Raw genomic sequence first — 26,669 nt, forward strand, 5'->3', positions numbered from 1 at the left:
GCTCACATCGGAATCCCAAGCTGAATCACCAAGAGATCCTGGAGGATCGATGGCTCGCGTCAAGATTGCCTACCTCGGTGGGGGCTCCTCGCGTGGAGCGGGGACCATGGCCTCCTTCATGCACCACGGCAAGGAGTTCGACGGCTCCGAGTTCGTGCTGATCGACCTCGATCAGGACCGGCTCGACGTGGTCCGGACCATCACCGAGAAGATGGCCCGCAACGCGGGCCTCGACATCACCATCAGCACCGCGACCGACCAGCGCGAGGGCCTGCGCGACGTCGACGCCGTGCTCAGCAGCTACCGTCCCGGCGGCTTCGAGGCCCGGGCGCTGGACGAGCGGATCCCGCTCAAGTACGGGGTCATCGGTCAGGAGACGCAGGGGCCGGGCGGCATGATGATGGCGCTGCGCTCGATCAACATCATCAAGGAGGTCTGCGCCAATCTGGCCGACGTCGCCCCCCGCGCCCGGATCTTCAACTACACGAACCCGGTCAACATCGTCTCGCAGGCGGTCTCCGACTACACCGACATCCCGATCGTCTCCTTCTGCGAGGGCCCGATCGTCTTCCCGCCGGTCGTCGCCAAGGCCGCCGGGCTCGACCCGGACAAGCTCAAGGCCAACCTCGTCGGCGTCAACCACAACTGCTGGTCGAACGAGGCGACCTACGACGGCCAGGACGCCTTCCCGATCCTGCGCGAGCGCTACGAGGCGCTCAAGGACAAGCCCACCGAGGACCGCAACGGCATGCGTGCGCTGCACCTGGCGGTGGCGATGGAGTCCATTCCCTCGGACTACTTCAACTACTACTACTTCAAGGACGAGATCCTGCGCGAGCGGCAGCTGGCCGCCAAGACCCGCTCCGAGGTCATCCTGGACTCGCTGCCCGACTACTGGGAGCACTACCGGGAGCAGGCCGCCTCCGACGCCCCGCAGCTCGAGAAGGACCGCTCGCGCGGCGGGATCCACGAGCTGGAGCTCGCCATCGAGGCGATCAGCGCGTTCTACAACGACGCCCCGGCGCGTCTCCCCTTCAACATCACCAACACCGGCGGCTGGCTGCCCGGATTCGAGGAGTCGACCGTCGTCGAGCTGTGGGGCACCGTGGACGGTACCGGCTTCCACCCCGAGCAGCAGAAGCCGCTGCCGCACTCGGTGCGTGGCATCGTCCAGCAGCTGGCCGAGTACCAGATCCTCACCGCCAAGGCGGCCTGGGAGGGCAACGCCGCGGACGCCGTCCGAGCCATGACGGCCAATCCGCTGGTGCCCTCGCTGCCGGTGGCCGAGGCGCTGTACGCCGAGCTGGCCACGGCGCAGCGGGCCTGGCTGCCGGAGCGTCTGCTGCCGTGACGCGGGAGCAGACGGCATGTCCCGCGTCCGCGCTCTACCTGGGCGTGGACGCGGGCAACAGCAAGACCGCGGCCCTGGTGTCCACCGCCTCCGGTGAGGTGGTGGGCGCCGGGCGTTCGGGCTGTGGGGACATCTACGGGGCGCCGACCCCCGAGATCGCGGTGTCCGAGGTGCTGGCGGCGGTGCGGGCTGCCCTGGCCCAGGCCGGGGCGGACCTCCGGGCCGTCGGGAGCGCGGCCTTCCGGCTGGCCGGGGTCGACTGGCCCGAGGACCAGCGCTCCTGGGACACGGCCCTGACGCGCCATTGTCCCGGCGTCCTGACCAGGCGCAGCATCCTCAACGACGGCTACGCCGCCATCCGGTGCGGCGATGCCCGCGGCGTCGGCGTCTCGGTGACCGGCGGGACGTCGGGGGCGATCGCCGCCCGCGGGCCCGGCGGTGAGCTGTGGGACATGGGCTGGTGGGGTCAGTACCCCATGGGCGCCACGGGCCTGGCGAACGAGGCGTTCCGGGCGGTCTTCCTGGCCGAGTTGGGGCTCGCCCCGCCGACCGCCCTGACCGAAGCCCTGCTCGCGCACTACGGCAAGCCCACCGTGGCGGCCCTCAACCACTGGCTCACTCGCCGTCAGGGCCGTGCCTCCGGCCGGGAGCGGAACAGCTGCGCCCGCGTGGTCGCGGCGGTGGCCGCGGCGGGTGATCCGGCGGCGGTGGAGATCGCCCGGGCCCAAGGACGCCATCTGGCCCAGTACGCCGGGGTGGCCGCGCGGCGAACCGGGCTGGCGCGGGCGGAAGGGCCGGTGAGCGTCGTGCTGTCGGGCTCGGTCCTGATGGCGGAGGGCTCTCCGGTCGCCGACGCGCTGTTGGCGGAGCTGCCCGCGCACGTCCCCGGAGCGGTGCTGCACCGCGGCTCCCTGCCACCGGTGGCCGGTGCGCTGCTGGACGCCCTCGCCGAGGGCGGGGTGGCGTTGGCGGACCCGGTGGTGGCCGACGCCGCGCTGGAGAAGGTGACGGGGAGCCTGCCGCCCCGGGAGTTCCTGGCCACTTGAGACGCCCGGCCACCTGAGACGCCCGGCCACTTGAGACGCCCGGCCACCTGGGTCGGTGGGCCGGTTCCATCCGCACGACTCGCCGTACATGCACGCGGCGCCCCGGCGTTCGTCCGCCTCCTCAAGGCGGCGTCAGGGGCGCACCGGGCGGAACAGGTCGGCCTGGAAGCGGTAGGCATCGCTGCGGTAGACCATCCGTCCGGTCAGCAACAGCGAGCCGTCGTCGGCGTAGGTCAGCTCCTCGCCGATCAGCACCGGGTCGCCCGGCTCGATGTCCAGCAGCTCGGCGGTGGCCTGGTCGGCCGCCGCCGCGTGGACGGTGTAGGAGCTGCGGGCGATGCGCAGTCCGCAGTCCTGCTCCAACGTCTCGTACAGGGAACGGTCGGTGAGGTCGATCCCGGCCAGCTGGGGTGCGAGGGCCAGGACCACCACGCTGGAGTCCACGCACACCGGCACTCCGTCCATACGGCGCAGCCTCCGCAGTTCGAGGACCCGGGAGGCGGGAGCGACGGACAGTTGCTCGGCCTCTTCGAAGGTGGCCGGGCGGGCGCGGCGGCGCAGCACCTCGGACTCCGGGCGCAGCCCGCGGGCGCGCGCCATCTCGGAGAAGCTCTGCAGGGTGCTCGGCGGTTCGCCGACGACGTTACGGCGGACGAACCAGCCGCGCTGCGAGGAGCGTTCCAGCTTGTTCTCCTCGGCCAGCCGGCCCAGCGCCAGGCGCAGGGTGGAGCGGCTGACTCCGAGGTCCGCGGCGAGGTCCCGCTCCCCCGGCAACCGGCTTCCCGCTGCATAGACCCCTCGGCGCAACGCGTCGCTGAGTCGGCGGTAGGTCTGCGCGACGGCGGCCCCCGCCTTGGTGTCCTCCACGCTCGTCATGCCCTTACGTTACCAAGACTGGTCTGCCGAGTGGAGTAAACAAACCAGCTTCCTACATCTGGACTAAGTGGTCTGCTGCGCTTTAGGCTCGCCCGTATCCGGGCTTTCGGGACACCCATCGAGGACAGGAGACATCGTGGTCTCGCACCGCAGAACTCGACGGATCGCCGGCGCGCTGGCGCCTTTGGCGGCGGCCGGCCTGCTCGCCGGCTGCATGCCGGGCACCAACGGAAACAGTGCGGACAACTCCGCGAAACCAGGCGCGGTCGCCACCGATCCAGCCGCGATGGGCGAGGTCACGTTGCACATACTGGACTACTTCACCGGCGATCCCGACAACGCCTGGATGAAGGACGTCGTCACGGCGTTCGAGAAGAAGTACCCCAACATCACCATCGAGCGGAACTCGCTGCCCTGGGACCAGGTGATGGCCGCCCTGCCGCTCAAGCTGAAGTCCGCCAACCCCCCGGACATCGTTCCGGCCAACAACGGCTGGCAGTCGCTGGGAACCCTCGTTCGCGGCGGGCTGGTGCTCAACCTGGACAACTACGCCAAGGCCTACGGATGGAAGCGGTCCTTCCCGCAGTCCATCCTGAGCGAGCACGAGTTCAGCCCCGACGGCAAGCAGATGGGCACCGGCTCGATGTTCGGCACCCCCGTCGCCCGCGCCTCGCTGATCGAGGTCTACTACAACCGGGCCCTGCTCCAGAAGATCGGGGCCAAGGTCCCGCACAGCTACGCCGAATTCCAGGCCGCTCTCGCCAAGGCCAAGGCGGAGGGCATCGCCCCCATCACGGTGGGCACCTCGGACCAGGTCGGCATCACCATGCCGCTCTTCTCGCTGATGAACGCCTTGGGCGCACAGAGCAAGATCTCCGACTTCATCTACTCGCACGACAAGGTGAAGATCGCCCAGACCGGCTTCCCGCAGGCGGTGTCCGCCTTCAAGCAGTGGTCCGACAAGGGCTACCTGGCCAAGGACTACGCCGGGACCGCCTCGGACGACGCCGCCCAGTCCTTCGTCAATGGCAAAGGCCTGTTCCACTTCAACTACTCGGGCTCGCTGCCGTTCAAGCCAGGGCAGTCCAAGGGCTTCGGCTCGTTCGTCCTGCCCCGTGCGGACGGCGGCAAGCCGGTGGCCACGGCCTCCTCCGCGACCAACTTCTCCATCGCCTCGAAGTCCAAGCACGCCGACGCCGCCGCGGCCTTCCTCCAGTTCGCGGCCAGTGAGCGGGCCGCCGAGCTCGCCGTACGGCACGGGACGATGCCGCTGCTGCACCCGGATGTGAAGGCCCCCGCCGGGGATCCGCTGTTCGCCGACGATGTGGCCATCGCCGGGCAGATATCGGCGGAGGGCACATCCGTGCCCTATCTGGACTGGACCACGCCGACGATGCTGGACACCATCAACCGCGCCATGCAGAACGCGCTGGCCGGAAAGTCCACGCCGAAAGCGGTGGTCACCGCCGCCGACGAGGACGCCACCGCCTTTGTGAAGGGCCTGGCGAGGTAGTCATGGCCACACTCAACGAAAGCCATACCTCCGAGGCCGTCTCCGTGGCCGCGCCCGCCACCGCGGGTCCCGAAGCCATCCGTCCCCCACGGCGCACGAACCGCCCTCGGCGGTCCTCGCGCCGGCGCCGCCGCCAGTTGGGGCTGGTGTACCTCGCCCCCGCACTGCTGATCTACGCAGGCGTGGTGCTGCTACCGGCCGGGCAGGGGGTGCGGCTGTCCTTCTACCACTGGGATGGAATCACCGCGGCCACCTGGGCGGGGCTGGAGAACTACACCGACTTCCTCTCCGATCCGACGCTGCGGCAGGCGGTCGGCCACACCCTGTTCTTCATCGTCTTCTTCTCTCTCCTGCCGGTCATCCTGGGGATGGTGAGTGCGGCGCTGACCGCACGCAAGGACACGCGCGGTGCCGGGGTCTACCGCTGGATCATCTTCCTTCCCCAGGTGCTCACCCCGGCCGTCGTCGCGGTGGTGTGGAAGCAGATCTACGCCCCGGGCGGGCCCCTCAACAGCGTGCTCACCGCCTTCGGTCTGGGCGGGCTGACCCGTGGCTGGCTGGGCGACTTCACCTGGGCGCTGCCCGCCCTCGGCCTGGCCGGAACCTGGGGGGCGTTCGGGCTGTGCATGGTGCTGTTCGCGGCCGGGGCGCAGAACATCCCGAACGAGCTCTACGACGCCGCACGCATGGACGGCGCGGGTCCGGTACGGGAGTTCTTCACGGTGACCCTGCCGGGTCTGCGCGGACAGCTCGCCGTGGCGCTGACCCTCACCCTGCTCGGCGCGATCAGGGTCTTCGACATCGTCTGGCTCACCACCAAGGGTGGCCCGGGCACCTCCACCATCACCCCCACCGTGGTGCTCTACAAGCGGGCCTTCAGCAATCCGGACGTCGGCGCGGCCTGTGCCATCGGCGTGGTGCTGGCGGTGGTCGCGCTGATCGTGTCGCTGGCCGTGGTCAAGCTCTCCGAAGGTGACGACTGATGATCTCCCCATGGGAAAAGGCCTTCAACTACGCCTTTCTGACCCTGCTCGCCGCCGCTGTGCTCTTCCCGGTGATCTGGACCCTGGGCGTCGCGGTGAGCCCCGAGATCACCGGGTCGCTGGACCTCGGTCATATGCAGTGGTCCAACTTCACCGATGCCTGGCAGCAGGCCGGTCTCACTCAATATCTGAAGTCCAGCCTGATCATCACCGGTACGGCGGTGGCCGTCTCGACCGTGCTGGCGATCCTCAGCGGCTACGCCTTCGGAGTGCTGGGGGTGGTGGGGGAAAAGCTACTCTTTCCGGTGATGCTCTTCGGGATCATGATCCCGCTGGAGGCGATCGTCGTCCCGCTGTACTACGACTTCCAGTCGCAGGGGCTGACCGACACCTACCAGGGCATCATCCTCGCGCATGTCGGCACGGGCGTGAGCTTCGGCGCGTTCTGGATGCGCGCGGCCTTCCGTACGGTGCCGTCCAGCATCGGCGAGTCGGCTCAGGTGGACGGCGCCGGCACCTGGAGCGCGCTGTGGCGGATCTATCTGCCGATCTCCCGGCCCGCGATCGTCACCTTTGTGCTGCTCAACTTCATGTGGACCTGGAACGACTACTTCCTCTCGCTGATCCTGGTCTCCGACCCGGCTCACCAGCCGATGACGCTGGGCCTGGGTGCCTTCTCCGGCCGCTACCTGGTGCACGTCAACCTGCTCGCGGCGGCGGCGGTGCTGATCTCCGTCCCGGTCGTGGGGCTGTATGTGTTCTGCCAACGGCAGTTCATCCGCGGCATGCTCTCCGGCGCGGTCAAGGGCTGAGACACCGGTCCGCTACAAAATGTAATAAAACACCAAGAAATGTACCTCTTCACCGCGAATGGTTGCTTGATGAATGGCTTTCAACGAGGAGGTGCCCTCGTGGCACAGGCGGAGCGGGCCCGCGAGGCGGTCGTCGAGGCGGCCCTCGCCAGGCTCGATCTGAGCGCGAAGGCCCGGCTCCTGTCCGGGCAGGACAGGTGGTCCCTGCCGGCGCTCCCCGAGATCGGCCTGAAGTCCCTGGTCATGTCCGACGGCCCGATCGGGGTGCGCGGTGTGCGCTGGGCCGCCGACGACCCGTCGATCGCCCTGCCGTCCCCGACCGCGCTCGCCGCGACCTGGGACCAGGACCTGGCCCACCGCGCCGGCGTCCTGCTCGCCCAGGAGGCCCGCCGCAAGGGTGTGCACGTCCTGCTCGCCCCCACCGTCAACCTGCACCGCTCCCCGCTCGGCGGCCGCCACTTCGAGGCCTACAGCGAGGATCCGTATCTGACCGGCGTCATCGGCTCCGGCTATGTGAACGGCGTCCAGTCCGGGGGCGTCGGCACCACGGCCAAGCACTTCGTCGCCAACGACGCCGAGACCGACCGCTTCACCGTGAACAACCTGATCTCCGAGCGCGCCCTGCGCGAGCTGTACCTGGCTCCCTTCGAGTTCATCGTCGCGAACGCCCGCCCCTGGGGCATCATGACCGCCTACAACGCGGTCAACGGCACGACGATGACCGAGCACCGCCACCTGGTGAACGAGATCCTGCGCGCTGAATGGGGCTTCGACGGCTTCAACGTCTCGGACTGGACGGCCGCCCGGTCGACGAAGGGCGCCATCGAGGGCGGCCTCGACGTCGCCATGCCCGGCCCGACGACGGTCTACGGCGACGCCCTCGCCCAGGCGGTACGGGACGGCCGGGTCGAGGAGGCCACGGTCGACGACGCCGTGCGCAACGTGCTGCGGCTCGCCGCCCGCGTCGGCATCCTGGAGGGCGCGAGCCCCGTCGTCACCGACCTGCCGGACCTCATCGACGGCGAGGACCTGGCCCGCGAGATCGCCCGCCGCTCCTTCGTCCTGGTCCGCAACGAGCGCGAAGCCCTGCCGCTGAAGCCCGGAACGGTGGCGCTGATCGGCGCCGCCGCCCGCGACGCCCGTGTCCTCGGGGGCGGCTCCGCCACCGTCTTCCCCTCCCGGATCGTCTCCCCGCTCGACGGCCTGACCGCCGCCCTCCCCGAGGGCACCCTCAGCTACGCCGTCGGCGCCGACCCCAGTACCGAACCCGCCATCGCCGGCCAGGGCTTCGAGCTCCGCGCCGTCTGCCGGGGCGCCGACGGCACGGTCCTCGGCACCCGCGGCGTCCCCGACGGGCAGATCCACTGGAACGGTTCGGACCTCCCCGAGGGCGTCACCCCCGAACGCCTCCACACCATCGAGCTCACCGGCACCTTCACCCCGCGCGAGACCGGCCCGCACACCTTCGGCATCAAGGGGATCGGCGCGTTCCGGCTCAGCGTCGGCGGCATCACGTACTACGACGACATCCAGCACCTCGACAACGAGGACCCCTTCGCGGGGATCTTCGACGCCCCGGTGCCCCGCGCCGAGGCAGAACTCACCGCCGGCGAACCCGTCGCGGTCTCCCTCACCCACGACGTCGCGGTGTCCGAGGACGAGGCCCTCATGAGGGACATCACCTTCGCCCTCGCCCACCAGGGGCCGCGGCGCGACCCCGATGAACTGATCGCCGAGGCGGTCGAGGCCGCCCGCGCCGCCGACACCGCCGTGGTCGTCGTCGCCACCACCGAACGGGTCGAGTCGGAGGGCTTCGACCGCACCGATCTGCGTCTCCCCGGCCGCCAGGACGACCTGGTCCGCGCCGTCGCCGCCGCCAATCCCCGCACCGTGGTGATCGTCAACTCCGGCTCCCCGGTGGAGCTTCCGTGGCGGGAGGAGGTCGCCGCCGTGCTGCTGAGCTGGTTCCCCGGCCAGGAGGCCGGCGCGGCCCTCGCCGACGTGCTCACCGGTGCCCATGAACCCGACGGCCGCCTCCCCACCACCTGGGGCTCCCTCGACGATGCCCCGGTCACCCAAGTGGTCCCGGAGGACGGTGAACTCCCCTACTCCGAAGGCGTGTTCATCGGATACCGCGCCTGGGAGAAGGCGGGCCGCACCCCGGCCTACGCCTTCGGACACGGGCTCGGCTACACCGACTGGACCTACGAGTCCGTCGAGTCCGACGGCACCACAGTGACCGTCCGCCTCCACAACTCCGGTGAGCGCGCGGGCCGCGAGGTCGTTCAGGTCTACCTCTCCCCCAGCGAGCCGGACGCCGAGCGCCCCGCCCGCTGGCTGGCGGGCTTCGCCGGTGTCGAGGCCGGGCCCGGCGAGGGCACCGAGGTCACCATCGGCCTCCCGCTGCGCGCGTTCGAAATATGGGACGAGAAGACCAGCACGTGGTCTCTTGTGAACGGTTCGTACGAGATCGAGGTCGGCCGCTCGATCACGGACCGTCGCCTGGCGACGACGATCAACGTCTGACCCGGGACGCCCCCACCTACGTGCCCCGGCCCGGGACCTGACCCCCGGGCCGGGGCACTTGCCCAGGACGGCGGGGGCCCGCTTCCGTCGTCACCGCGACGGCGTCCCCTCAGGCCCGGATGCGGCCGCATGGCCGTACCCCGGGCCGCGCGCCGTCGCCACCGCGTTCCGTCACCGGCCGACGGGGCCCAGGTGCTCCCGGCACGGCTCGATGAACCGGTCCACCGATGCGTGCCCCGCCCGCGGCCGCCACGCCACCACCAGCGTGGTGGTCGGGACGGGCTCGACGAACCGTCGCACACGCACCCCGGGCGGGCAGAGCTTCCGCGCCCGGTGCTCGTCCAGTACGGCGATGCCGACACGGCCCGCGACCTCACGCAGGATGTGCTCGGCGTCGGGCTGTTCCAGGACCAGTGGAACCGGCCCTTCCGTCGGCACCCCGCTTGTGCGACCAACTCACGCATCACATCCGAGGTTGTTCAGCGGACCTTCACTTGGTGGGGCGGGGGGACTCATCCGCGGTACTGAGGCTTACGGCACCACCGGCGGTGTCCCGCCGCCCAGAACCCGTAAGGACCATCCTCATGTCACGCCCCCCGCGCCCTTCCGCGCTCGCCGCCGCCACCCTGCTGCCGCTGGTGCTGACCGCCTGCGGCAGCAGCGCCGCCGGTGACACCTCCTCCGGCAAAGACCCCGGCACCCTGACGATGGCAGTCATTCCCTCCGAGGACGCCGGCTCGACGGCCCAGCACTACAAGCCGCTCGTCAAGCTGCTGGAAGACGAGACCGGCAAGAAGGTCGTCCTGCAGAAGGCGACCAGCTACGCCGCCGTGATCGAGGCCCAGCGCGCGCACAAGGCCCAGATCGCGGTCTACGGCCCGCTGTCGTATGTGGTCGCCAAGAAGAGCGGGGTGGGTGTGGAGCCCATCGCCCGTCAGCTCCTCACCAAGGGCGGCACCCCCGGCTACTGGTCGTACGGCATCACCCGAGGCGGGAACAAGGACATCAACAGCCTGTCCGACTTCAAGGGCCATAAGGTCTGCTTCGTCGACGAGAACTCAACTTCCGGCTATCTGTACCCCCGCGCTGGGCTGAAGAAGGCCGGGCTGAAGGACGGCTCGTACACCAAGGTGATGGCGGGCGGCCATGACGCGTCCGCGCTCTCGGTGGCCGGTGGGGACTGCGACGCGGGCTTCGCGGACAACACGATGGTCGACAAGCTGCTGATCCAGAAGGGCAAGCTGAAGAAGGGCGACCTGAAGGTGGTGTGGAAGTCGCCGCTCATCCCCAGCTCCCCGGTCGGGGTCTCCACCGACCTCAGCGGCACACTGCGCCGGCAGCTCGCCGACGTCTTCACCAAGAAGGCCAACGCCGACTATCTGAAGTCCAAGGGGTACTGCACGGGCGACGGCTGCTCCATCTACGGCTATTGGGGTTATGTCCCGGCCAAGGACTCCGACTACAAGACCGTTCGCGAGGTGTGCGCCACCACCGGGGACCCGCAGTGCAAGGCCGGCTCGTGACGGCCCTCGACACCCGGTCCGAGGCCCCGGCCGGAGCGGATCACGCCCAGCCGGTGGTCCGGCTCACCGGCCTCACCAAGCGGTTCGGCAGCGGCCCCGACGCCCGGACCGCCCTCGACCAGGTCTCCTTCGACGTCACGGGCGGTGAGGTGGTCGCGCTCCTGGGCCTGTCCGGCTCCGGGAAGTCCACCCTCCTCGCCCAGCTCAACGGGCTACAGCGGCCCACCTCCGGCACCGGCACCGTACTCGGCACCGACCTGGCCGACACCGGGAACGCCGGACTGCGGCAGCTGCGCCGCCGGATCGGATTCATCTTCCAGCAGTTCCACCTGGTGGGCCGGGTCACCGTCCTGGAGAACGTGTGCACCGGGGCACTCGGTTCACTGCGCGGCCCCCGCCTCGGCCTGTTCACCTACCCGCGCGCCATCCGCGAGCGCGCCCTCGACGGCCTCGAGCGCGTCGGCCTCGCAGGGCACGCCTTCCAGCGGGCCGACACCCTCTCCGGCGGCCAGCAGCAGCGCGTCGCCGTCGCCAGGTCCCTGATGCAACGTCCCGAACTGCTGCTCGCCGACGAGCCCGTCGCCTCACTCGACCCCGAATCCTCCGCGCAGATCATGCGGCTGCTCAGGGACGTCGCCGACCAGAGCCGCCTCACCGTCCTGTGCAGCCTGCACCAGGTGGACGTGGCCCTCTCCTGGGCCGACCGGATCATCGGCCTGCGCCAGGGCCAGGTGGTGATGGACCTCACCACACGCGACATCGACCGCGCCGAAGTGATGCGGCTCTACACCGAAGTCGGCGCCGACCCCGCACCTCTCCCCACGGCGGTCGTCCCACACACGGGAACGAGGTGAGGCGTGTCCGCCGTTGACCAGCGCCCCCCGCTCACCTCCGCCGCCGAGTCCGGCCCGGCCACCGCGCGCCGGACGCTGGCCCGTCCGCGTGTCCCGGGTGTGGCGGCCGGGCTCGCCCTGATGATCTGTCTGGCCGGTGGCATCTGGGCGGTCACCAGTCTGCGCCTGAACATCGCCACCCTGATCGACAGCGCGGGCAACGCCGTCGACTTCTCCAGCCGGATGCTGCCACTGGACTTCCCACCCGCGCCGGAACTGCTCGGCCTGCTCTGGCAGACCCTGGCCATCGTCATCACGGGCACCGCCCTCTCCGTCGTACTGAGCGTGCCGGTGGCTCTCCTCGCCGCCCGCAACACCACACTCAACACACCCTCCCGGGTGACGGCGCGCGCCATCATCGTGCTGTGCCGCGCCGTGCCCGACGTCGTCTTCGCCATCGCCGCCTTCCGGGTATTCGGCCTGGGCGGCATGACCGGCGTCGTGGCCCTCGGCATGCACTCCGTCGGCATGGTCGGAAAACTCACCGCCGACGCCATCGAACAGATCGACGAGGGTCCGCGCACCGCGCTCAGGACGACAGGCGCCGGCCGGCTCCAGCAGATCACCGGCGCCGTCCTCCCTCAAGTACTGCCCTCCCTGGTGGCCACCGCCCTGCACCGCCTCGACATCAACCTGCGCGTATCGGTGGTACTCGGCTTCGTCGGCGTCGGCGGCATCGGCTACGGCCTCGCCACCGCCGTCAACCAGCTCGACTACCAGCGCGCCATGGCACTCGCCCTCGTGGTGCTGCTGACGTGTTTCGCGTTCGAGTCTGTTTCCGGCGCCGTCCGGCGCACCCTGCTGCCGGAGGTGACCACCCGGTCCCGCCGCCCGCGGTGGCGCGGCCCGGCCGCACGGAACACCACGGTGAAGGGCCCGCTTGCGGCTGAGTCCACCGCGCCCGGACACCTTCCGTCCCGCACCGCACCCGCGGGCGACGACGGTACGGCCGCCGTCCGCCCGCGGACCAGCCCGCCGTGGAGCGGGGCACGGGCGCGCCGTACGGTCTGGCTGGTCCTAGCGCTGGGGCTCGTCGTGGCCTCCGCCGTGCGGTCCGGTGTCTCCTGGCAGGCCCTGTCACGCGCCGCCCACTCCCTGCTGCCCACCCTCGGCGACTTCCTGCCGCCCGGCACCGGTGGAATCGGCGGCACGCTCCTGGACGACCTGTGGGTCACGTTGCAGATCTCCCTCGCCGGCACGCTGATCGGCCTGGTGCCGGCCGTGCTGCTGGGCGTGCTGGCGGCGGGGAACGTGGTGGGGTCGCCGCGCGTGGCACGGTTCTTCAGGACCGTGATCCTGTGTGTGCGGGGCATACCGGAGCTCATCCTGGCCATCGTCCTCGTCGTGGTCACCGGCCTCGGCCCGGTGGCCGGGGCACTGGCACTCGGCGTCGGGTCCATCGGGCTGCTCGGCAAGCTGGTGGCCGACTCACTCGAGGAAGTGGAGCCAGGCCCCGTACGCGCCCTGCTGGCCACCGGCGCCCGGCGGCACCAGATCTTCTTCGGCGCGATCCTGCCACGTGCCTGGCCCGCCGTGCTCGGCCATGTGCTGTACCAGCTCGACGTCAACATCCGCTCGGCCACCCTGCTCGGCATCGTGGGCGCGGGCGGCATCGGCTACGACCTGCTCAACGCCACCCGGGTCCTGGAGTTCGGCGTGGTGACCACCGTGGTGCTGATGGTCCTCGCCATCGTGCTGCTGGTGGAAGGCCTCGCGGTATGGGTACGAAAGGTGTACGCCTGACACGACGCGCGGAGGCCGGTGGAGACACACGCCGACCCGAACGGCCCGCTCTGTCCCGGACAGAGCGGGCCGCCGTCGTTCCCCGTCCCCCTCCCGGACCGCGCCGCCCACTCGACGCCGCCGGAACGCGGCCGGAAAGGCGAAACAAGTGTTCCCGTTGTTCACTTGCGCGCCGGGGACCGATGAGGTGCGGACACTTGTACGGACAACTCCGGGTTCCAGAGTCGAAGGCGTGGCCAAGAAGAGCAGGTACGCAGAGATAGCCGAGGTACTCGCGGCCGAGATCGCCGACCAGCCGGCCGGCACCCGCGTCTCCAGCGAGCACGAGATCGCCGCGCGCTTCGGCGTCAGCCGTGCCGCGGCCCGCGCCGCCCTCCAGGAACTGGAGGGCCGCCTGATGGTGCGGCGGGTCCGCGGCGCCGGCACATTCGTCAACCGCCCGATCGACTACCTGCTGTCGCGGCGCCAGCCCCCGTCGGGAAGCCGAACCATCGAGGAGGCGGGCGGCGTGCACCGCCGCGTGGTGCGGGATGTACGCCGCGTCGGCCTCAGCGCGGAGCACGCCGACCGGCTACGCCGCGGCGAGGGCAGCCCCGCCCATCTGCTCGTGTCGCAGACCTATCTCAACGGCCTGGTCAGCGGCTGGACCCAGGCGTGGGTCCCGGTCGACCTGCTGCCCGATCTCGGCTCGGCGGTGCGAGCCGTGGAGTCCCTCGATGTGATTCTGCGGCAGATGTGCGGTGTTGTGCCGGTGCGCGCCTGGTGCCGGGTCAGCAGCGTACTGCCCCCGCCCGAGGTGGCGGCAGAACTGGATGCCGAGCGCAACCGGCCGGTCTGGTTGCTGGAGAGCATGAGCCGGGATTCCCGCACCGGGGCTCCCCTGATGTGCAGCGAGGGCTGGTCCCGCCCGGACGGCCTGCGCCTGGTCATCGAACTCGACGACCTCGACTGACCGCCTGGACCGGAGGCCGCCGGCCCGCCGCGTCCCGCCACACCTCTACGGCCGCGACCGCGAGCGAAGCCTCGCACGCGCGGCGACCCCGCAAGGAAGTAAGGAGAACACGCGTGTCTTCGACACCGACTCGTGAACGGCGCTGTGAACTGCTCGCAGCCGCCGCGCACGAGGAGATCGTCCCGCTCGCCGAACGGCTCCTGGCCGACGGCGCCCTTCCCGAACCGACCGTCCTGAAGTCCCCCGAGACCGGCATGGTGGTCCTCCAGGTGCGCGAGCCCATCGAGGAGACCCGCTTCTACCTCGGTGAAGTGCTGGTCACCGAGTGTTCCGTCGATGTCGCCGGGGTGCCCGGCTGGTGCATGCGGCCCGGCGACGACCGGGTCGCCGCGCTCGCCGGAGCGCTCCTGGACGCCGTCGCCGCGGCCGGCGGCCCCGCCACCGCCGAGATCGACGCCCTGTGCGCGGCCGTCGCCGAGCGACACGCCTCCCAGGACGCCGCCGAGTGGGCCGATGTCACCGCCACCACCGTCGTCTTCGAGGAGCTGACGTGATCGACCGAGCGGCCGGAACCGCCCTGGCCCCCGCCCACCGCGCGCCCTCCGGCGCCCCCGACGCACAGCGCATCCGCGCCCTGCGCCGCACGTCCCAGCAGTCCCAGCGCGACTTCACCGCGCTGCTCGATGTCCTTGCCCGGCCCGGCCGCGTCCGCCGGCTCACCGTCCCCGACGCGGCGCCGGCCGCCGCCGTCGCCGGTTGCGGACTGATCGACGTCGAGGTTCCGGTGCACGTTCTGACCGGTCCCGACCCGGACTCCGCGGCCTGGGCGGAGGCGGTGTACGCCGCGACCAGCGCGCCGCGCGCGGAGCTGGCCGACGCCCGTGCCGTGATCGCGCTGCGCCCGCTCACCCCCGAGGACATCGCCGCCCTGAACCGGGGCACGCCACTCGACCCGGAGACCGGCGCCCGGGTCTTCGCCCAGGTGGACGCGCTCGGCGGCCAGGGCCCTCACGACACCGAACTCCACCTGAGCGGGCCGGGTGTCCCGGACGGCGTCGAGCGGCGCCTCGCGGTGCGCGGGCTGGCCACGGACACGGTCGCCGCGCTCGCGGCGGCCAACGCGGCGTTCCCCCGCGGCGTCGACCTCTTCCTCGCCGCCGCCGACGGTTCGGTGGCCGGGCTGCCGCGCACCACCCGGGTGCGGCGTCCGGAGGAGGGCTAGAGATGGGCTACTCCGGAGTACGCGGCGGCCAGGAGGCCATCGCCGCCGCCGAGCGCCTCGTCCACCGGGACCGGTTCGCCGGATCCAGCCGGTGGCTGGAGCTGGACCAGATCACCGGACGGCTGGGCTTGGCCGTGGACCGGGTGATGGGTGAGGCGGGACTGTGGGCCCCGGAACGCGCGGCACGCGCGATCCGGCAGTCACGCGGCGACCTGCTGGAGGCCGCGCAGCTGCTGCGCGCCCACCGCTCCACCCTGCCCCGGCTCGCCTACAGCTCGCCGGTCGCCGCCACCGCGCTGCGCCCGGTGCGCCGGATCGCCCCGGCACACCGCAATCCGCCCGGCGGCCAGGTCCTGGGCATCACCGGTGACTACACGCCCCGGATCCTCGACCTCACCGACGAGGACACGTCCCGGGCCACCCCGCCGCCACCGCGCAGGCCCGCCACCAGCGGGGCCCCCGTCACCGCACCGGACCCGATCGCGCGGCCCTCCGGGCTCCCGCCCGCCGGGCTGCTGGCCGACCGCCGTGACGCCACCGACCCCCACCCCTTCGACATCACCCGGGCACCCGCCCGCCCCGGCGCCCCGCGCTCGGCCCGGCTGTCCTCGATGGCCCGCGCCGAGACCGGCTCGCTGACCCACCTGTGGTACCTGGTCACCCGAGCGCCGCGCCACGACCAGCCGGAGACCCCCCTCGAACTGCGCCGCGGCCATCTGCCGCTGCGCGTCGAGCACCCCTTCACCGGCTCCCCGGTGACGGTCGCGGGCGTCCGGGTGACCGAGGCGCGCACGGTCCGTCCCGACGCCCGGCCCCGCCCGGACGGCAGCCGCTTCGACATCGGCTACGGGCTGTGCCTCGGCGACAACGAGGCCAAGGCGCTCGCCATGGCGGGCCTGGACCTGCTGGTGCACCGCGACGGGGTCACCGACCGATTGGAGCAGCAAGTGCTGACCGCCCTGGACGGCCCTGAGGCGGCCGGCTACCTCGAACACCTCAAACTCCCGCACTACGTGGACTTCCGCTCGATCGTCGACCGGATCCGCGCGGTCTGGGCGGCAGCCGCGGGGGAACGCTCATGAATCCCCCCGCCCCCGCCCGCACGGCCGCCGCCAACGCCGAATACCCGGCGTGGCTGGAGCTGGACCAGCTCACCGAACGCCTCGACCTCGCCGTGGACCGGGCGATGGGCGAGGGCGGCCTGTGGGCTCCCGAGCTGGCGGCCCGCGCCGTGCGCCAGGCGGAGGGCGACCCGGTGGAAGCCGCCCACCTGCTGCGGGCCCACCGTGCCGCGCTGCCCCGCCTGGCGGTTTCCGAACCGGTACGCACCTCCGAACTGCGGGTGGTGCGCCGGATCAGCTCCGCCTTCCGCAACCCGCCCGGCGGCCAGGTCCTCGGCCGCACCCTGGACTACGCCGGCCGCCTGCTCGACCTGCTCCCCGAGGACGAGGGCCGGTCCCGCCTCGCGGGCGAATCCCCCGCTCCGGGCATCGACGAGCCCCCCGCTCCGGACGGTGGCGAGCACACCCACGAAGGCCACGACCACCACCACACACACGGCCACACGCACGACCACGACCACTCGCACGACCACGCCCCCGGGCGCGATCCCGACCCCGACGACGCGGGCCCCGAGGCCGTCGAGCGCGCCCCCGGCCATGTCCTCGCCGTCCTCCGTGAGATGGGCCTGGTCGCCCCGCTCCCCGAACACCCCGCTGACCCCGATCCGTACGACATCACCCGGCGCCCGGCCCGGCCCGGCGTCCCTCGGTCCGCGTGGCTGCAGGCCATGGCGCGCGCCGACACCGGCTCGCTGGTGCACCTGTGGTGGTACGGCTGCGACTGGCGCCCCGACCACGAGATCCCCGGCGATCTGCGCCACGGCACCCTGCCGGTCCGCGTGACACACCCGTACACCGGCCGCCCGGTCGTGGCCGCGGAGGTACGGGTCAGCGAGGTCGAGAGCTTCTACAGCCTGACCCGGGCCGGTGGACCGCCCGACCGCCTCAGTGTCGGTTACGGCATCTGCTTCGGCCACAACGAACGCAAGGCCATCGCCACGGCCGGGCTCGACCTGATGCTGGCCCACTACGGGGACTCCACCGACATCCACCACGATGTCCTGCTGACCCTCGACGGCCTGGACGCCACCGGCTATGTGCAGCACCTCAAGCTGCCGCACCACGTGGAGTACCGCTCGGTGCTGGAACGCGCCGAGGCCGCCCACCAGGACGCCAACCCTCCCGGAGACACCGCATGACCACCCTGCCCCTGCCCCGCACCGGCACCTCCCGTGCCGGAGACCTCGCCGGGCCCGACCCCCGCCCCGGCGTCTTCGACGAACTGTCCAAGCGCGAGCTGCGCCGCACCATCCTCAGCGGCATCGCCATCCCCGGCTACCAGGTCCCTTACGGCTCGCGGGAGATGCCCATCGCCCGCGGCTGGGGTTCCGGTGGCCTCCAGGCCACCCTCGCCCTGGTCGGCGAGGACACCCGGCTGAAGGTGATCGACCAGGGCGAGGACGCCGGCGTCAACGCCTCCAACCTGCGCCGGCTGATCACCCAGCAGACGGGCTGTGCCGAGGAGACCGACACCCGCGCCGCCGACATCATCCAGTCGCGGCACCGCATCCCCGAACAGCCCCTCACCGACGGCCAGGTACTCGTCCTCCAGGTGCCCGGCGCCGAGCCGCTGTTCGGCATCGTGCGCGAGATGGACGAGCAGCGCCGCATGCATGCCGAGGCGGACTACGCCAAGATGTGGGTGCGGCTGTATGAGGACATCGTCCACAACGGCCTGATCACGGCGGCGGCCGGCTACCCCGTGTTCGTGGAGGGCCGGTATGTGATGACGCCGAGCCCGATCCCGCGCTGGGACGTGCCGAAGATGAACCACTCCGAGGCGATCACCGTCCTCTCGGCCGGCCGCGAGAAGCGGCTGATGGCCGTCCCCCCGCACACCCGGGTCGTACCCCTCACCTTCGACGACCGGCCCTTCGAGGTCGAGTACACCCCCGGCGCCGCCTGCCGGCTGTGCGGCTCCGACGACACCTACCTCATCCAGGAGCCGGGCGAGGACGACAGGTTCAGCACCTGGGTGTGCTCGGACACCGACTTCTGCACCCGGCGCCGTACCGGCGACGCCCCCGCCGACGTCGCCGGGCGGCCGGCCGACCTGGCCCGCGCGGCACTGCGGCGCACCACAGGAGAACAGGAAGAAACCGCATGAGCACGCACACCCCGCAGGCGCTCCCCTGGGCCCTGAAGGTGACCGGCCTCGGCCGCGTCTACGGAGACCCGTCACCCGCCTCCCTGACCGGCACCGGACCGGAGCACGGCACCGCCGTCTCACCCGCGACGGGCGCGGTCGTGGCCGCCTGGGACGTCTCCTTCGACGTGGCGCCCGGTGAGGCCCTCGGCATCATCGGCGAGTCCGGCTCGGGCAAGTCCACCGTGATGCGCTGCATCGCCGGCGACGAGGCGGCCACCACCGGCGCCATCGCGCTGCGCTCCGTCGCCGACGGCACCGTCAACCTGTGCGACCTCCTGCCGTCGGCCCGGCGCCGGCTCCGCCTCAAGGACATCGCCGCCGTCTACCAGGACCCGGCCGCCGGGCTCAACCTGGATGTGACCGCCGGCGGCAACATCGCTGACCCGCTCACGGCGGTCGGCTGGCGCTCTTACGGTGACATCCGGCGGCGCGCGGCCGAACTCCTGGACCGGGTCGAGGTCCCGCTCAGCCGGATGGACGACCTGGTCCGCACCTTCTCCGGTGGGATGCGCCAGCGCGTACAGATCGCCAAGGCCCTCGCCAACGACCCGCCGGTGCTGCTCCTGGACGAGCCGACCACCGGACTCGACGCCTCCGTCGCCGCGGGCGTGCTCGACCTGCTGCGCGGTCTGTTGGAGGAGACCGGGGTGGCCGCCGTCGTCGTCTCCCACGACTTCGGCGTCATCGACATGCTCACCCGCAGGGTGCTGGTCATGAAGCACGGCCGGGTGGTCGAGTCCGGCCTCACCGACCAGCTCCTGGAAGACCCCCAGCACCCCTACAGCCAGCAACTCGTCGCGGCGGCCCGAGGATGACCGCGATGACAACCCCCGTCATGGCCCCCACCCGGCCCACCGTTCCCACGGACGTGCCCGGCGACACCGTCCTGTCGGTGCGCGGGCTGCGCAAGGACTTCACCCTGCACACCATCGACGGCCGGACCGTCGACGCCCTGTACGGCGTCGACCTCGACGTCCGGCCCGGCGAGCACGTCGCCCTGGCCGGCACCTCGGGCGCCGGCAAGTCCACCCTGCTGCGCTGCGTGTACCGCACCTATCTGACCGGCTCCGGCCACATCTGGTTCCGTACCGCGAACGGTGCGCTCCTCGACGTGGCCGCACTGCCCGACGCCGAGGCCGCCGAACTGCGCGGCCACGAGATCGGCTACGTCTCGCAGTTCCTGCGCCCCCAGCCGCGCCGCTCGGTGATCTCCATCGTCGCCTCGGCCGGTGTCGCACGTGGCATGGACCGGGCCGACGCCCAGGAGGCCGCCGCCACCGCGCTGCGTCAGGTGGCCATCGCCGAACACCTGTGGGACATGCACGCCACCGTCCTGTCCGGAGGCCAGAAGCAGCGCGTCAACATCGCCGCGGGCACCATCGCGCCGCCCCGGTTGCTGCTGCTCGACGAGCCCGTCTCCGCCCTCGACCCGGCCAACCGCGCCGCGGTCCTGGACCTGATCGCCCGCCTGGAGGAGACCGGCACCGCCGTCCTGTCCGTCTTCCACGACCTGGACGCCATCGAGCGCCTCGCCACCCGTGTGGTGGTGCTCGGCGGCGGCCGGGTGCTGGCCACCGGCGCCCCCGGGGACATCCTGCGCGATCCGAACCTGCCGCTGGAGGTGGCCCGATGAGCCACTATGTGTTCGCGCACGCCCGGGCCGTGCTCCCCGACCGCACCCTCGACGACGCCCTCGTCGTGGTGGACGACGGCCGGATCACCGACGTCGCCCCCGTCGTCCCGGGTGCGGTCCCGGCCGGAGCCGTCGACCTCGGTGGCGCCCTGCTGCTGCCGGGCATCGTCGACACCCACAGCGACGCTCTGGAGAAGGAGCAACGCCCCCGCCCCACCGTGGAGTTCGAGCCGGGGTTCGCCGTCCTGAGCTTCGAGGGCCGGGTCCGCGCCGCCGGCATCACCACGATGCACCACGCGGTCAGCTATCAGACCAACGCCGGCAAGGACCGCACCGTCGAGCGCTCACTGGCGCTCGCCGCAGCCGTGCGGGAACGGGCCGCGGCCGGTGTCGGCCTGGTCGACCACCGGCTGCTGCACCGCCTCGACGCCCGCGACGCCGACGCGCTGGACGCCCTCCAGGAGGCCCTCGCGCGGCAGCCGCACACCACCGACGTGCCGCCACTGGTCTCCTACGAGGACCACACCCCCGGCCAGGGCCAGTACCGGAACCTGGACGCGTACCGGACGGTGATCCAGCAGCAGGAGCACCTGTCCGCCGAGGAGGCCGACCGGTTCATTCGCCACCGCATCGACGAACGCGCCGACGGCATCCCCCAGCGCGTCCGCACCCTCGCCCACCTCGGCCAGGAGGCGCGCGCGGGGCGGATCCGGCTGCTCGCCCACGACGTGGAGAGCGCGGAAGAGCTCGCCGGGGTACGGGCCGCGGGCGCCGCCGTCGCCGAGTTCCCCACCACCCGCGAGGCGGCCCGCGCCGCCCAGGACGCCGGGATGCCGGTCGTCGCCGGTGCCCCCAACGTGCTGCGCGGCGGGTCGCACAGCGGCAACGTCGGCGCCGAGGCCCTGATCGCCGAAGGGCTGGTGGACAACCTGTCCAGTGACTACATGCCCACCGCCCTGCTGGCGGCCGTACTGCGCCTGGCGGAGCGCGGGGTGGTGCCGCTGCACACCGCGGTGGCGCTCATCACCTCGGGCGCCGCGCGCACCGCGGGGCTCGCCGATCGGGGAGCCCTCGTCCCGGGGCTGCGCGCCGACCTCGTCGTCGTCAGCACCGAGGGCGGCCGGTCCACCGTACGGATGTCCCTGCTCGCCGAGGAGTCCCGGGACGCCGACGGCGCTCCGGTCTCCGTGGCCCGGCTGCTGAAGTCCGCGGGACGGTGACGTGCGGCGCGCCCGGGCCGGGAGTCAGTAGCTGGGTGGCGTGATGCTGAGCATGAAGCGAACGGTGCTCCTGCTCTCGTTGCGAAAGCGGTGGGGAATGTTGGAGTCGAAGTGGCAGCTGTCTCCGGCCTTCAGTACGTGGGTCTGGTCGCCCACCTGGACCGTGAGCCGACCGGTGAGGACGACTACGCACTCCTCCGAGGGGTGTGATCGGGGGGTGTCGGAGGAGACGGCACCGGGCTCGAGTGACCCTTCGAGGACTTCCAGTCTTGCTCCGCCCGGTGAGGCACGGGTGTAGGTGATGGCGTGGTGGGGCGAGGAGATCCGGTACCGGTCGTCGCGGCGGATGACGGCGACCGTCTGCTGGTCCCCCTCCTGGAACAGATTGAACAAGGGGGTGTCGAGGGCCTCGGCGATCCGTCGCATCGTTTCCAGGCTGGGATCGGTGACACCACGCTCAACCTGGCTGATCAGACCGGTGGACACCCCGGCGCGGTCGGCGAGTTCCCGGACGGTCATGCCCCGGAGGGTGCGGTATTCACGGATCCTTGTCACGGCCACGGCATCATTATCCAGTACGGCCCTCGGTCGCGTGTGCCGGGCGGAGAGCCCGGCACACGCGACCGGGACCGGAACCCCTCGGGTTACCCGGCGAGGCTGGCTTGCTTGGTTCCTCGCGGGTCCGTGGGCGTCCCTTCTTCGATCCCGACATCGATCGCGGTGTCCGAGGGAGGCGCGGTAGCCAGGGTGACCGCGACCGTCACGATGAGGTTGATGATAAGAGCGGGCAGGCCGACGACCGTGCCGGCGGGAACGAGATGGAGCACGGTTGAGCCCAGGTCGGGGACGCCGACGATCAGCCCGCCGCAGATGGCACCGGCGGCCAGTCCCTGTGCGGTGACCCGTCGCCACATCATGGACAGGAACAACGCGGGTGCCAACTGGCCGACAGCGCTGTACACGCTGGTCATGACGGTGAGCAACTGGTCGTTGCTGGTGGCGGCCAGGAGCACCGACAGGCCGGTGAACACGATCACACCGAACCGGGTCAGCGGCAGCGACGAGGACCACCGTGGCGATACCGCGCCGATCAGGTTGCTGCTCAGCAGGGTGCTGGCCGCGAGCATGAGCACCGCGGTGGGCACGAGTGCCACGAGGATGCCCACGCCTCCGAGAACCCCGATGACCCAGTCCGGATACTTCTCCTGTACGAACAGGAGCAGAGACTGGTTGGCCTGGTGGTCGGCCAGGTGCGGCAGCGCGAGCAGCGCGGCGAACGCGATGACGATGATCAGGACGTAGAACAGCGAGTACAACGGCTGGATCACCTGGTTGCGGCGGATCGTCGTCACGTCCTTGGCGCTGTAGGACACCTGGAACACATGGGGCAGGGCGAAGGCGCCCAGCGGAGTGAGCAGCAGGAAGCTCATCCACCACCAGGTGTTCGTCGCGGCGCCTCCGAGGATTCCCGGGAGAGTGGCCGCGGCGGGGTGGGCATGCTTGACGCCGTCGAAGATGCCCGGCAGGCCGTGGACGCCGGCCGCCTTCGCCGCGCCGACGGCGATCACGATCAGGACCACGACCAGGAGAACGTCCTTGACGATCGCCGTGTAGGCGGCACTGCGCATGCCTCCGACCAGGACGAACGCGGCCACCAGGACACCGCCGGCCACGACGTAGGCGACCGTCGGCACCCCGGTACCGAACAGGCTGCCCAGGATGAGGCCCAGTCCGGTCAGCTGCAACTGGCCGTAGAGCAGCAGGACCACGATGCCGAACACGGCGATCAGGCCACCGAACCACGGCGCCTCGAACCGCGCGGTGAAGTAGTCCGCCATGGTCACCAACCCACGCCGCTTACCCGCGCGCCAGATCTTGGGGACCATCCAGTAGCCGACCGTGGCATTGAGGACCACGGTGCCGAGGACGAAGAAGCCGGGCGCGCCGTTGCTGAAGACTCCCTGAGACGCGCCGAGCAGCGCGGACGTGGTGAACGTTTCCCCGACGAGCAGGAACCAGAACAGCAGGGTGCCGAAGCGCCGCCCGCCCACGGACCACTCCTGCATGTTCATCGTCCGGCCGCGGGCGGATGCCACGGCTCCCCACACGATGGAGCCGACCGCGATCACGAAGGCTAGAAAAAGTGCCATGCCGCGCTCCTAGACCCGGTCCGCGTCGCCGCGGGAGCGGTCGACGAGGTAGACGCCCGCAAGGGCAGCCGATCCGATCAGGACGCCGAGTGTCATCCACACCAGCAGGAACGGGATCGAGCCAAGGACGTAGTCGACGCGGTTGACCAGGGGAATCACGCCGATGCACCACACGGGCGGGACCGCCAGCAGGAGCCAGTGCCAGCGGCGCCGGGGGGTGGACCCGGCCACGGGGGTTGGTGGTCTAGACATGCTACTCCGATCAGCACATGGCCTTGACTCGGCTTGACCGAACGCCGCCTACGTGTTCAGCCGAGATGAATTTGCATCAATGTGAGTGACGCACGGCGCACCGTCAACCCTTCGGACGCGGATATCTCCTCGGTATTGCGCAGCCACGCTGACGCGTGTTCACTGTGGCTGAAACTTGTAGAGCGTTGCTCACGGAGGAGACTCATGGATCCCGACCGGTTTCGGGCACAGTTCCCCAGCATGGTCGACACCACCCACCTGGCCTCGTGCAGTCAGGGCGCCATCTCCGCCGGTGTCACCACGGCACTGGCCGAAATGGCCTACGCGCTGCGCGATCAGGGCGCGCCGTGGGGTGACTGGATGGTGGAGGTGGAGCGGCTACGCACCGCGGTGGCAGGCTTTCTCAACGCGTCCACCAGCGAGGTCGCCCTCGTGCCTTCCGCATCGCACGGCGCCTTCCAGGTGGCCAACGCGGTGGACTTCGCCGGAGGCGGTGTGATCGTCTCGATGGCCGCGGAGTTCCCCAGCGTCGGTCAGGTGCTGCACGCCCGGCGTCCGGGGCCCGGCGAGGTCCGGTGGGTCGGCCAGGAGGCGATGCGCACACTGGGTGTGGTGGAGGCCTACCGCGCCCAAATCGACGACAGCACCCGGCTGGTGTCCGTCCCGCTGGCCCTGTACACGAACGGATCCCTCCAGCCGGTCAACGAGATCGCCAAACACGCGCGTGCGGTGGGGGCGCGCGTGCTGGTCGATGCCTACCAGGCGGCCGGCGTGGTCCCGATCGACGTGGCCGAGATCGACTGTGACTACCTCGTCTTCGGCACGCTGAAGTACATGCTGGGCCTTGCCGGGATCGCCGCGCTCTTCGCCCGGTCCGGTGTCACGGACCAGCATCCGCCACGGATGACCGGCTGGTTCGGACGCCCCAACCCGTTCGACTTCGATCCGACCGGCCTCGATTTCCCCGAGGAGGCCCGCCGCTTCGAATCCGGTACGCTCGCCATCCCCTCGGTGTACGCGGCGCGGGCCGGAATCGAGACACTCAACCAGGTCGACCCGGCCACCCGGTGGGAACACGTCGAGAACCTGGTCGCCGAAGCCGGTGCCCGGCTGACCGTGGCGGGCGAGACGCTGAGCCCGTCGGCCCCCGGTGCCCGGCCCGGACCGCAGGTCGCGGTGGCCGACACCGACCCGGACACCTTGGCGGCCTTCCTGGCCACCCGCCGGATCGTCACCGCACCGCGCGGATCGAACCTGCGCGTCGCCTTCCACTACTACAACACCAGCGACGACATCGACCGCCTGTGCGCGGCGATCAAGGACTACCGGAGGCAGTCGTGACCACCCGTACCACCCTCACGGCTGCCAGACTTCTGACCGAGTCCTCCGCACCGCTGATCCACGACGCGGTGGTGTGCGTCGAGGACGACACGATCGCCTACGCCGGACCCCGCGGCTCCGCACCGGCCTGGGCGAGCACGGCCGAGACGGTCACCGACCTCGGGGACACCACCTTGATGCCCGGGCTCATCGACTGCCATGTGCACCTGTGCCAGGATCCGACCTCGAGCGGTCTGCTCGTGGGGATCTCCTCGGACCAGGACGACTTGCGCCGGACGATGGTGGCCAACGCACGGCGGCTGCTCGACGCCGGCGTCACCACCGCCCGCGACCTCGGGGCACCCGGCACTCTGGGAACCGAGATACGCGATCGGCTCACCACACTCACCCACGCCACCCCCCGGATGCTGGTCGCGAACGCGCCGATCACCGTGGCAGGCGGCCATGCCTGGTCCATGGGCGGTGTCGCCGACGGCGTCGACCAGATACGGGAACGGGTACGTGAGCACGCCGAACAAGGGGTGGACCTGATCAAGGTCATGACCACAGGCGGGTTCATGACACCCGGCAGCCACCCGTCCCAGACCCGTTACTCCCTTGACGAACTCACCGCCCTCGTCACCGAGGCCCATGCCCACGGCCTGCCCGTGACCACACACGTACTCGGCGTCGAAGGCATCGAACGGGCCGTCCTCGCGGGTGTCGACTGCATCGAACACTGCGGCTGGGTCACCCAGACCGGCACCCGATTCGACCCTCGTATCGCAGCCATGATCATCGAACGGGGCGTCATCGTCAGCCCCGCGATGAACACCGCCTGCACCGCCGAACATTACATGTGTCCTTGGGACGAGCGGGACTCCGTCATCGGCAATCTCCGCGAGCTCATCGCCCTGGACGCCATCGTGGTCGCCGGCACCGACGCCGGCATCCCGCTCGTCCACTTCGAACGCTACGCCGACTGCCTGGAGGTCTACCTCGACGCCGGAATGAACCACCGCCAGGTGATCGCCAGCGCGACCGACGTCGCCGCCGAAGCCTGCGGCCTGAAAGACGTCACCGGCCGACTGGCGCCCGGTCTGAACGCCGACCTGATCGCCGTCGACGGCGACCCCACCCAGGACATCGCCGGCCTCCACAAGCCCGGCTTCGTCATGGCCGCCGGCCGCCCACACCCAATACGTGACACGACCCTCGACACCGGTGACGCCGAGGCGCGCGACCGAATCCGGCGCAGGCTCGAAGCCGGGGCGGGCCGTCACACCACGGGAGAGTAGGAACCCGCGCGCCCGCCTTCGGAGACAACCGGACAAGCGCGCCACCGGCCCTTGCCGCTTCTCCCTCAACCCCCACAAGGGCCGCC

At 71.1% G+C, this 26,669-nt stretch carries 25 protein-coding genes; 20 read left to right on the plus strand and 5 right to left on the minus strand.

The features are described from left to right. Positions 1–49 precede the first annotated feature (49 nt). Together IEJ02_RS00220 and IEJ02_RS00225 are read left to right on the plus strand one after the other, a co-directional pair. Positions 50–1,351: a family 4 glycosyl hydrolase gene (locus tag IEJ02_RS00220; RefSeq protein WP_191062752.1), complete on the plus strand. Its 1,302-nt coding sequence runs from the start codon at positions 50–52 to the stop codon at positions 1,349–1,351. Continuing rightward, positions 1,348–2,397 (plus strand): BadF/BadG/BcrA/BcrD ATPase family protein, encoded by a 1,050-nt coding sequence (locus IEJ02_RS00225; protein ID WP_191062753.1) that lies wholly within the window; start codon positions 1,348–1,350, stop codon positions 2,395–2,397. Before IEJ02_RS00220 ends, IEJ02_RS00225 begins: the two co-directional genes overlap by 4 nt. A 132-nt stretch (positions 2,398–2,529) precedes the next feature. Here IEJ02_RS00225 and IEJ02_RS00230 read toward each other — a convergent pair whose 3' ends face one another. Continuing rightward, a complete protein-coding gene (locus IEJ02_RS00230) occupies positions 2,530–3,273 on the minus strand; it encodes a GntR family transcriptional regulator (RefSeq protein ID WP_191062754.1) in 744 nt (247 codons plus the stop codon). Positions 3,274–3,409: 136 nt separating this feature from the next. Between IEJ02_RS00230 and IEJ02_RS00235 the strand changes: the two genes are divergently transcribed. The 4 genes from IEJ02_RS00235 to IEJ02_RS00250 all read left to right on the plus strand — a co-directional run bounded on the left by IEJ02_RS00235 (position 3,410) and on the right by IEJ02_RS00250 (position 9,107). Next, positions 3,410–4,786, plus strand: coding sequence for an ABC transporter substrate-binding protein (locus IEJ02_RS00235; protein ID WP_191062755.1), 1,377 nt, complete (start codon positions 3,410–3,412; stop codon positions 4,784–4,786). A 2-nt stretch (positions 4,787–4,788) separates the two neighbouring features. Then, positions 4,789–5,769, plus strand: coding sequence for a carbohydrate ABC transporter permease (locus IEJ02_RS00240; protein WP_191062756.1), 981 nt, complete (start codon positions 4,789–4,791; stop codon positions 5,767–5,769). Continuing rightward, complete coding sequence (locus IEJ02_RS00245; RefSeq protein WP_191062757.1) at positions 5,769–6,581, plus strand: carbohydrate ABC transporter permease; 813 nt, start codon at positions 5,769–5,771, stop codon at positions 6,579–6,581. The genes IEJ02_RS00240 and IEJ02_RS00245 overlap by 1 nt, the downstream gene beginning before the upstream one ends. 99 nt (positions 6,582–6,680) lie before the next feature. Then, positions 6,681–9,107 (plus strand): beta-glucosidase H, encoded by a 2,427-nt coding sequence (locus IEJ02_RS00250; protein ID WP_317985680.1) that lies wholly within the window; start codon positions 6,681–6,683, stop codon positions 9,105–9,107. Between the two features lie 171 nt (positions 9,108–9,278). On the opposite strand, the gene IEJ02_RS00255 is transcribed toward IEJ02_RS00250, so the two are convergent. Next, a complete protein-coding gene (locus tag IEJ02_RS00255) occupies positions 9,279–9,545 on the minus strand; it encodes a LysR substrate-binding domain-containing protein (protein ID WP_191062759.1) in 267 nt (88 codons plus the stop codon). Positions 9,546–9,691: 146 nt separating this feature from the next. Here IEJ02_RS00255 and IEJ02_RS00260 point away from each other — a divergent pair, with 146 nt between their 5' ends. The 12 genes from IEJ02_RS00260 to IEJ02_RS00315 all read left to right on the plus strand — a co-directional run bounded on the left by IEJ02_RS00260 (position 9,692) and on the right by IEJ02_RS00315 (position 21,563). Next, positions 9,692–10,630, plus strand: a complete 939-nt coding sequence (locus tag IEJ02_RS00260) for a phosphate/phosphite/phosphonate ABC transporter substrate-binding protein (RefSeq protein WP_191062760.1) — start codon at positions 9,692–9,694, stop codon at positions 10,628–10,630. Beyond that, on the plus strand, positions 10,627–11,484 hold the full coding sequence (phnC, locus tag IEJ02_RS00265; RefSeq protein ID WP_317985681.1) for a phosphonate ABC transporter ATP-binding protein: 858 nt from the start codon (positions 10,627–10,629) through the stop codon (positions 11,482–11,484). The genes IEJ02_RS00260 and phnC overlap by 4 nt, the downstream gene beginning before the upstream one ends. A gap of 3 nt (positions 11,485–11,487) precedes the next feature. Further along, positions 11,488–13,266, plus strand: a complete 1,779-nt coding sequence (gene phnE, locus IEJ02_RS00270) for a phosphonate ABC transporter, permease protein PhnE (protein ID WP_317985682.1) — start codon at positions 11,488–11,490, stop codon at positions 13,264–13,266. Positions 13,267–13,498: 232 nt separating this feature from the next. After that, positions 13,499–14,218 carry a GntR family transcriptional regulator gene (locus IEJ02_RS00275; protein ID WP_317985683.1) on the plus strand — a complete coding sequence of 240 codons (720 nt, stop codon included), beginning with the start codon at positions 13,499–13,501 and terminating at the stop codon, positions 14,216–14,218. 113 nt (positions 14,219–14,331) lie between these two features. Beyond that, the gene (phnG, locus tag IEJ02_RS00280; RefSeq protein WP_191062762.1) at positions 14,332–14,772 is read left to right on the plus strand and encodes a phosphonate C-P lyase system protein PhnG; all 441 of its coding nucleotides are present in this window, start codon (positions 14,332–14,334) and stop codon (positions 14,770–14,772) included. After that, positions 14,769–15,440: a phosphonate C-P lyase system protein PhnH gene (gene phnH / locus IEJ02_RS00285; RefSeq protein WP_191062763.1), complete on the plus strand. Its 672-nt coding sequence runs from the start codon at positions 14,769–14,771 to the stop codon at positions 15,438–15,440. The genes phnG and phnH overlap by 4 nt, the downstream gene beginning before the upstream one ends. A gap of 2 nt (positions 15,441–15,442) precedes the next feature. Further along, the gene (locus tag IEJ02_RS00290; protein WP_191062764.1) at positions 15,443–16,522 is read left to right on the plus strand and encodes a carbon-phosphorus lyase complex subunit PhnI; all 1,080 of its coding nucleotides are present in this window, start codon (positions 15,443–15,445) and stop codon (positions 16,520–16,522) included. Beyond that, positions 16,519–17,700 carry a carbon-phosphorus lyase complex subunit PhnI gene (locus tag IEJ02_RS00295; RefSeq protein WP_191062765.1) on the plus strand — a complete coding sequence of 394 codons (1,182 nt, stop codon included), beginning with the start codon at positions 16,519–16,521 and terminating at the stop codon, positions 17,698–17,700. Before IEJ02_RS00290 ends, IEJ02_RS00295 begins: the two co-directional genes overlap by 4 nt. Then, positions 17,697–18,668: an alpha-D-ribose 1-methylphosphonate 5-phosphate C-P-lyase PhnJ gene (locus IEJ02_RS00300; protein ID WP_191062766.1), complete on the plus strand. Its 972-nt coding sequence runs from the start codon at positions 17,697–17,699 to the stop codon at positions 18,666–18,668. The genes IEJ02_RS00295 and IEJ02_RS00300 overlap by 4 nt, the downstream gene beginning before the upstream one ends. Beyond that, positions 18,665–19,525, plus strand: a complete 861-nt coding sequence (locus IEJ02_RS00305; protein WP_191062767.1) for an ATP-binding cassette domain-containing protein — start codon at positions 18,665–18,667, stop codon at positions 19,523–19,525. The genes IEJ02_RS00300 and IEJ02_RS00305 overlap by 4 nt, the downstream gene beginning before the upstream one ends. A 5-nt stretch (positions 19,526–19,530) precedes the next feature. Next, complete coding sequence (locus IEJ02_RS00310; RefSeq protein WP_223863177.1) at positions 19,531–20,343, plus strand: ATP-binding cassette domain-containing protein; 813 nt, start codon at positions 19,531–19,533, stop codon at positions 20,341–20,343. Further along, positions 20,340–21,563 (plus strand): alpha-D-ribose 1-methylphosphonate 5-triphosphate diphosphatase, encoded by a 1,224-nt coding sequence (locus IEJ02_RS00315; RefSeq protein WP_191062768.1) that lies wholly within the window; start codon positions 20,340–20,342, stop codon positions 21,561–21,563. The genes IEJ02_RS00310 and IEJ02_RS00315 overlap by 4 nt, the downstream gene beginning before the upstream one ends. 24 nt (positions 21,564–21,587) lie before the next feature. Here the strand turns inward: IEJ02_RS00315 and IEJ02_RS00320 are convergent, their stop codons facing one another. The 3 genes from IEJ02_RS00320 to IEJ02_RS00330 all read right to left on the minus strand — a co-directional run bounded on the left by IEJ02_RS00320 (position 21,588) and on the right by IEJ02_RS00330 (position 23,965). Continuing rightward, positions 21,588–22,124, minus strand: coding sequence for a helix-turn-helix domain-containing protein (locus IEJ02_RS00320; RefSeq protein WP_182472967.1), 537 nt, complete (start codon positions 22,122–22,124; stop codon positions 21,588–21,590). 83 nt (positions 22,125–22,207) lie between these two features. Next, on the minus strand, positions 22,208–23,713 hold the full coding sequence (locus tag IEJ02_RS00325; protein WP_191062769.1) for a sodium:solute symporter family protein: 1,506 nt from the start codon (positions 23,711–23,713) through the stop codon (positions 22,208–22,210). Between the two features lie 9 nt (positions 23,714–23,722). Next, positions 23,723–23,965 (minus strand): DUF3311 domain-containing protein, encoded by a 243-nt coding sequence (locus IEJ02_RS00330; RefSeq protein WP_182472965.1) that lies wholly within the window; start codon positions 23,963–23,965, stop codon positions 23,723–23,725. Positions 23,966–24,205: 240 nt separating this feature from the next. On the opposite strand from IEJ02_RS00330, the gene IEJ02_RS00335 reads away from it, so the two are divergent. After that, on the plus strand, positions 24,206–25,306 hold the full coding sequence (locus IEJ02_RS00335; RefSeq protein WP_223863178.1) for an aminotransferase class V-fold PLP-dependent enzyme: 1,101 nt from the start codon (positions 24,206–24,208) through the stop codon (positions 25,304–25,306). Then, entirely contained in the window at positions 25,303–26,583 is a 1,281-nt protein-coding gene (locus IEJ02_RS00340) for a metal-dependent hydrolase family protein (protein WP_191062771.1), read from the plus strand. Before IEJ02_RS00335 ends, IEJ02_RS00340 begins: the two co-directional genes overlap by 4 nt. The last annotated feature ends 86 nt before the right edge of the window (positions 26,584–26,669 follow it).

The sequence above is a fragment of the Streptomyces sp. 5-10 genome (assembly GCF_014712245.1).
GTDB classification, from domain to species: domain Bacteria; phylum Actinomycetota; class Actinomycetes; order Streptomycetales; family Streptomycetaceae; genus Streptomyces; species Streptomyces violaceusniger.

What these genes read in the sequence shown, in the direction of transcription:
- IEJ02_RS00220 (WP_191062752.1), top strand. Translation starts at nt 50, where the DNA reads ATGGCTCGCGTCAAGATTGCCTACCTCGGTGGGGGCTCCTCGCGTGGA.
- IEJ02_RS00230 (WP_191062754.1), bottom strand. Translation starts at nt 3,273, where the DNA reads ATGACGAGCGTGGAGGACACCAAGGCGGGGGCCGCCGTCGCGCAGACC.
- IEJ02_RS00240 (WP_191062756.1), top strand. Translation starts at nt 4,789, where the DNA reads ATGGCCACACTCAACGAAAGCCATACCTCCGAGGCCGTCTCCGTGGCC.
- IEJ02_RS00245 (WP_191062757.1), top strand. Translation starts at nt 5,769, where the DNA reads ATGATCTCCCCATGGGAAAAGGCCTTCAACTACGCCTTTCTGACCCTG.
- IEJ02_RS00260 (WP_191062760.1), top strand. Translation starts at nt 9,692, where the DNA reads ATGTCACGCCCCCCGCGCCCTTCCGCGCTCGCCGCCGCCACCCTGCTG.
- IEJ02_RS00290 (WP_191062764.1), top strand. Translation starts at nt 15,443, where the DNA reads ATGGGCTACTCCGGAGTACGCGGCGGCCAGGAGGCCATCGCCGCCGCC.
- IEJ02_RS00295 (WP_191062765.1), top strand. Translation starts at nt 16,519, where the DNA reads ATGAATCCCCCCGCCCCCGCCCGCACGGCCGCCGCCAACGCCGAATAC.
- IEJ02_RS00300 (WP_191062766.1), top strand. Translation starts at nt 17,697, where the DNA reads ATGACCACCCTGCCCCTGCCCCGCACCGGCACCTCCCGTGCCGGAGAC.
- IEJ02_RS00305 (WP_191062767.1), top strand. Translation starts at nt 18,665, where the DNA reads ATGAGCACGCACACCCCGCAGGCGCTCCCCTGGGCCCTGAAGGTGACC.
- IEJ02_RS00310 (WP_223863177.1), top strand. Translation starts at nt 19,531, where the DNA reads ATGACAACCCCCGTCATGGCCCCCACCCGGCCCACCGTTCCCACGGAC.
- IEJ02_RS00315 (WP_191062768.1), top strand. Translation starts at nt 20,340, where the DNA reads ATGAGCCACTATGTGTTCGCGCACGCCCGGGCCGTGCTCCCCGACCGC.
- IEJ02_RS00325 (WP_191062769.1), bottom strand. Translation starts at nt 23,713, where the DNA reads ATGGCACTTTTTCTAGCCTTCGTGATCGCGGTCGGCTCCATCGTGTGG.
- IEJ02_RS00330 (WP_182472965.1), bottom strand. Translation starts at nt 23,965, where the DNA reads ATGTCTAGACCACCAACCCCCGTGGCCGGGTCCACCCCCCGGCGCCGC.
- IEJ02_RS00335 (WP_223863178.1), top strand. Translation starts at nt 24,206, where the DNA reads ATGGTCGACACCACCCACCTGGCCTCGTGCAGTCAGGGCGCCATCTCC.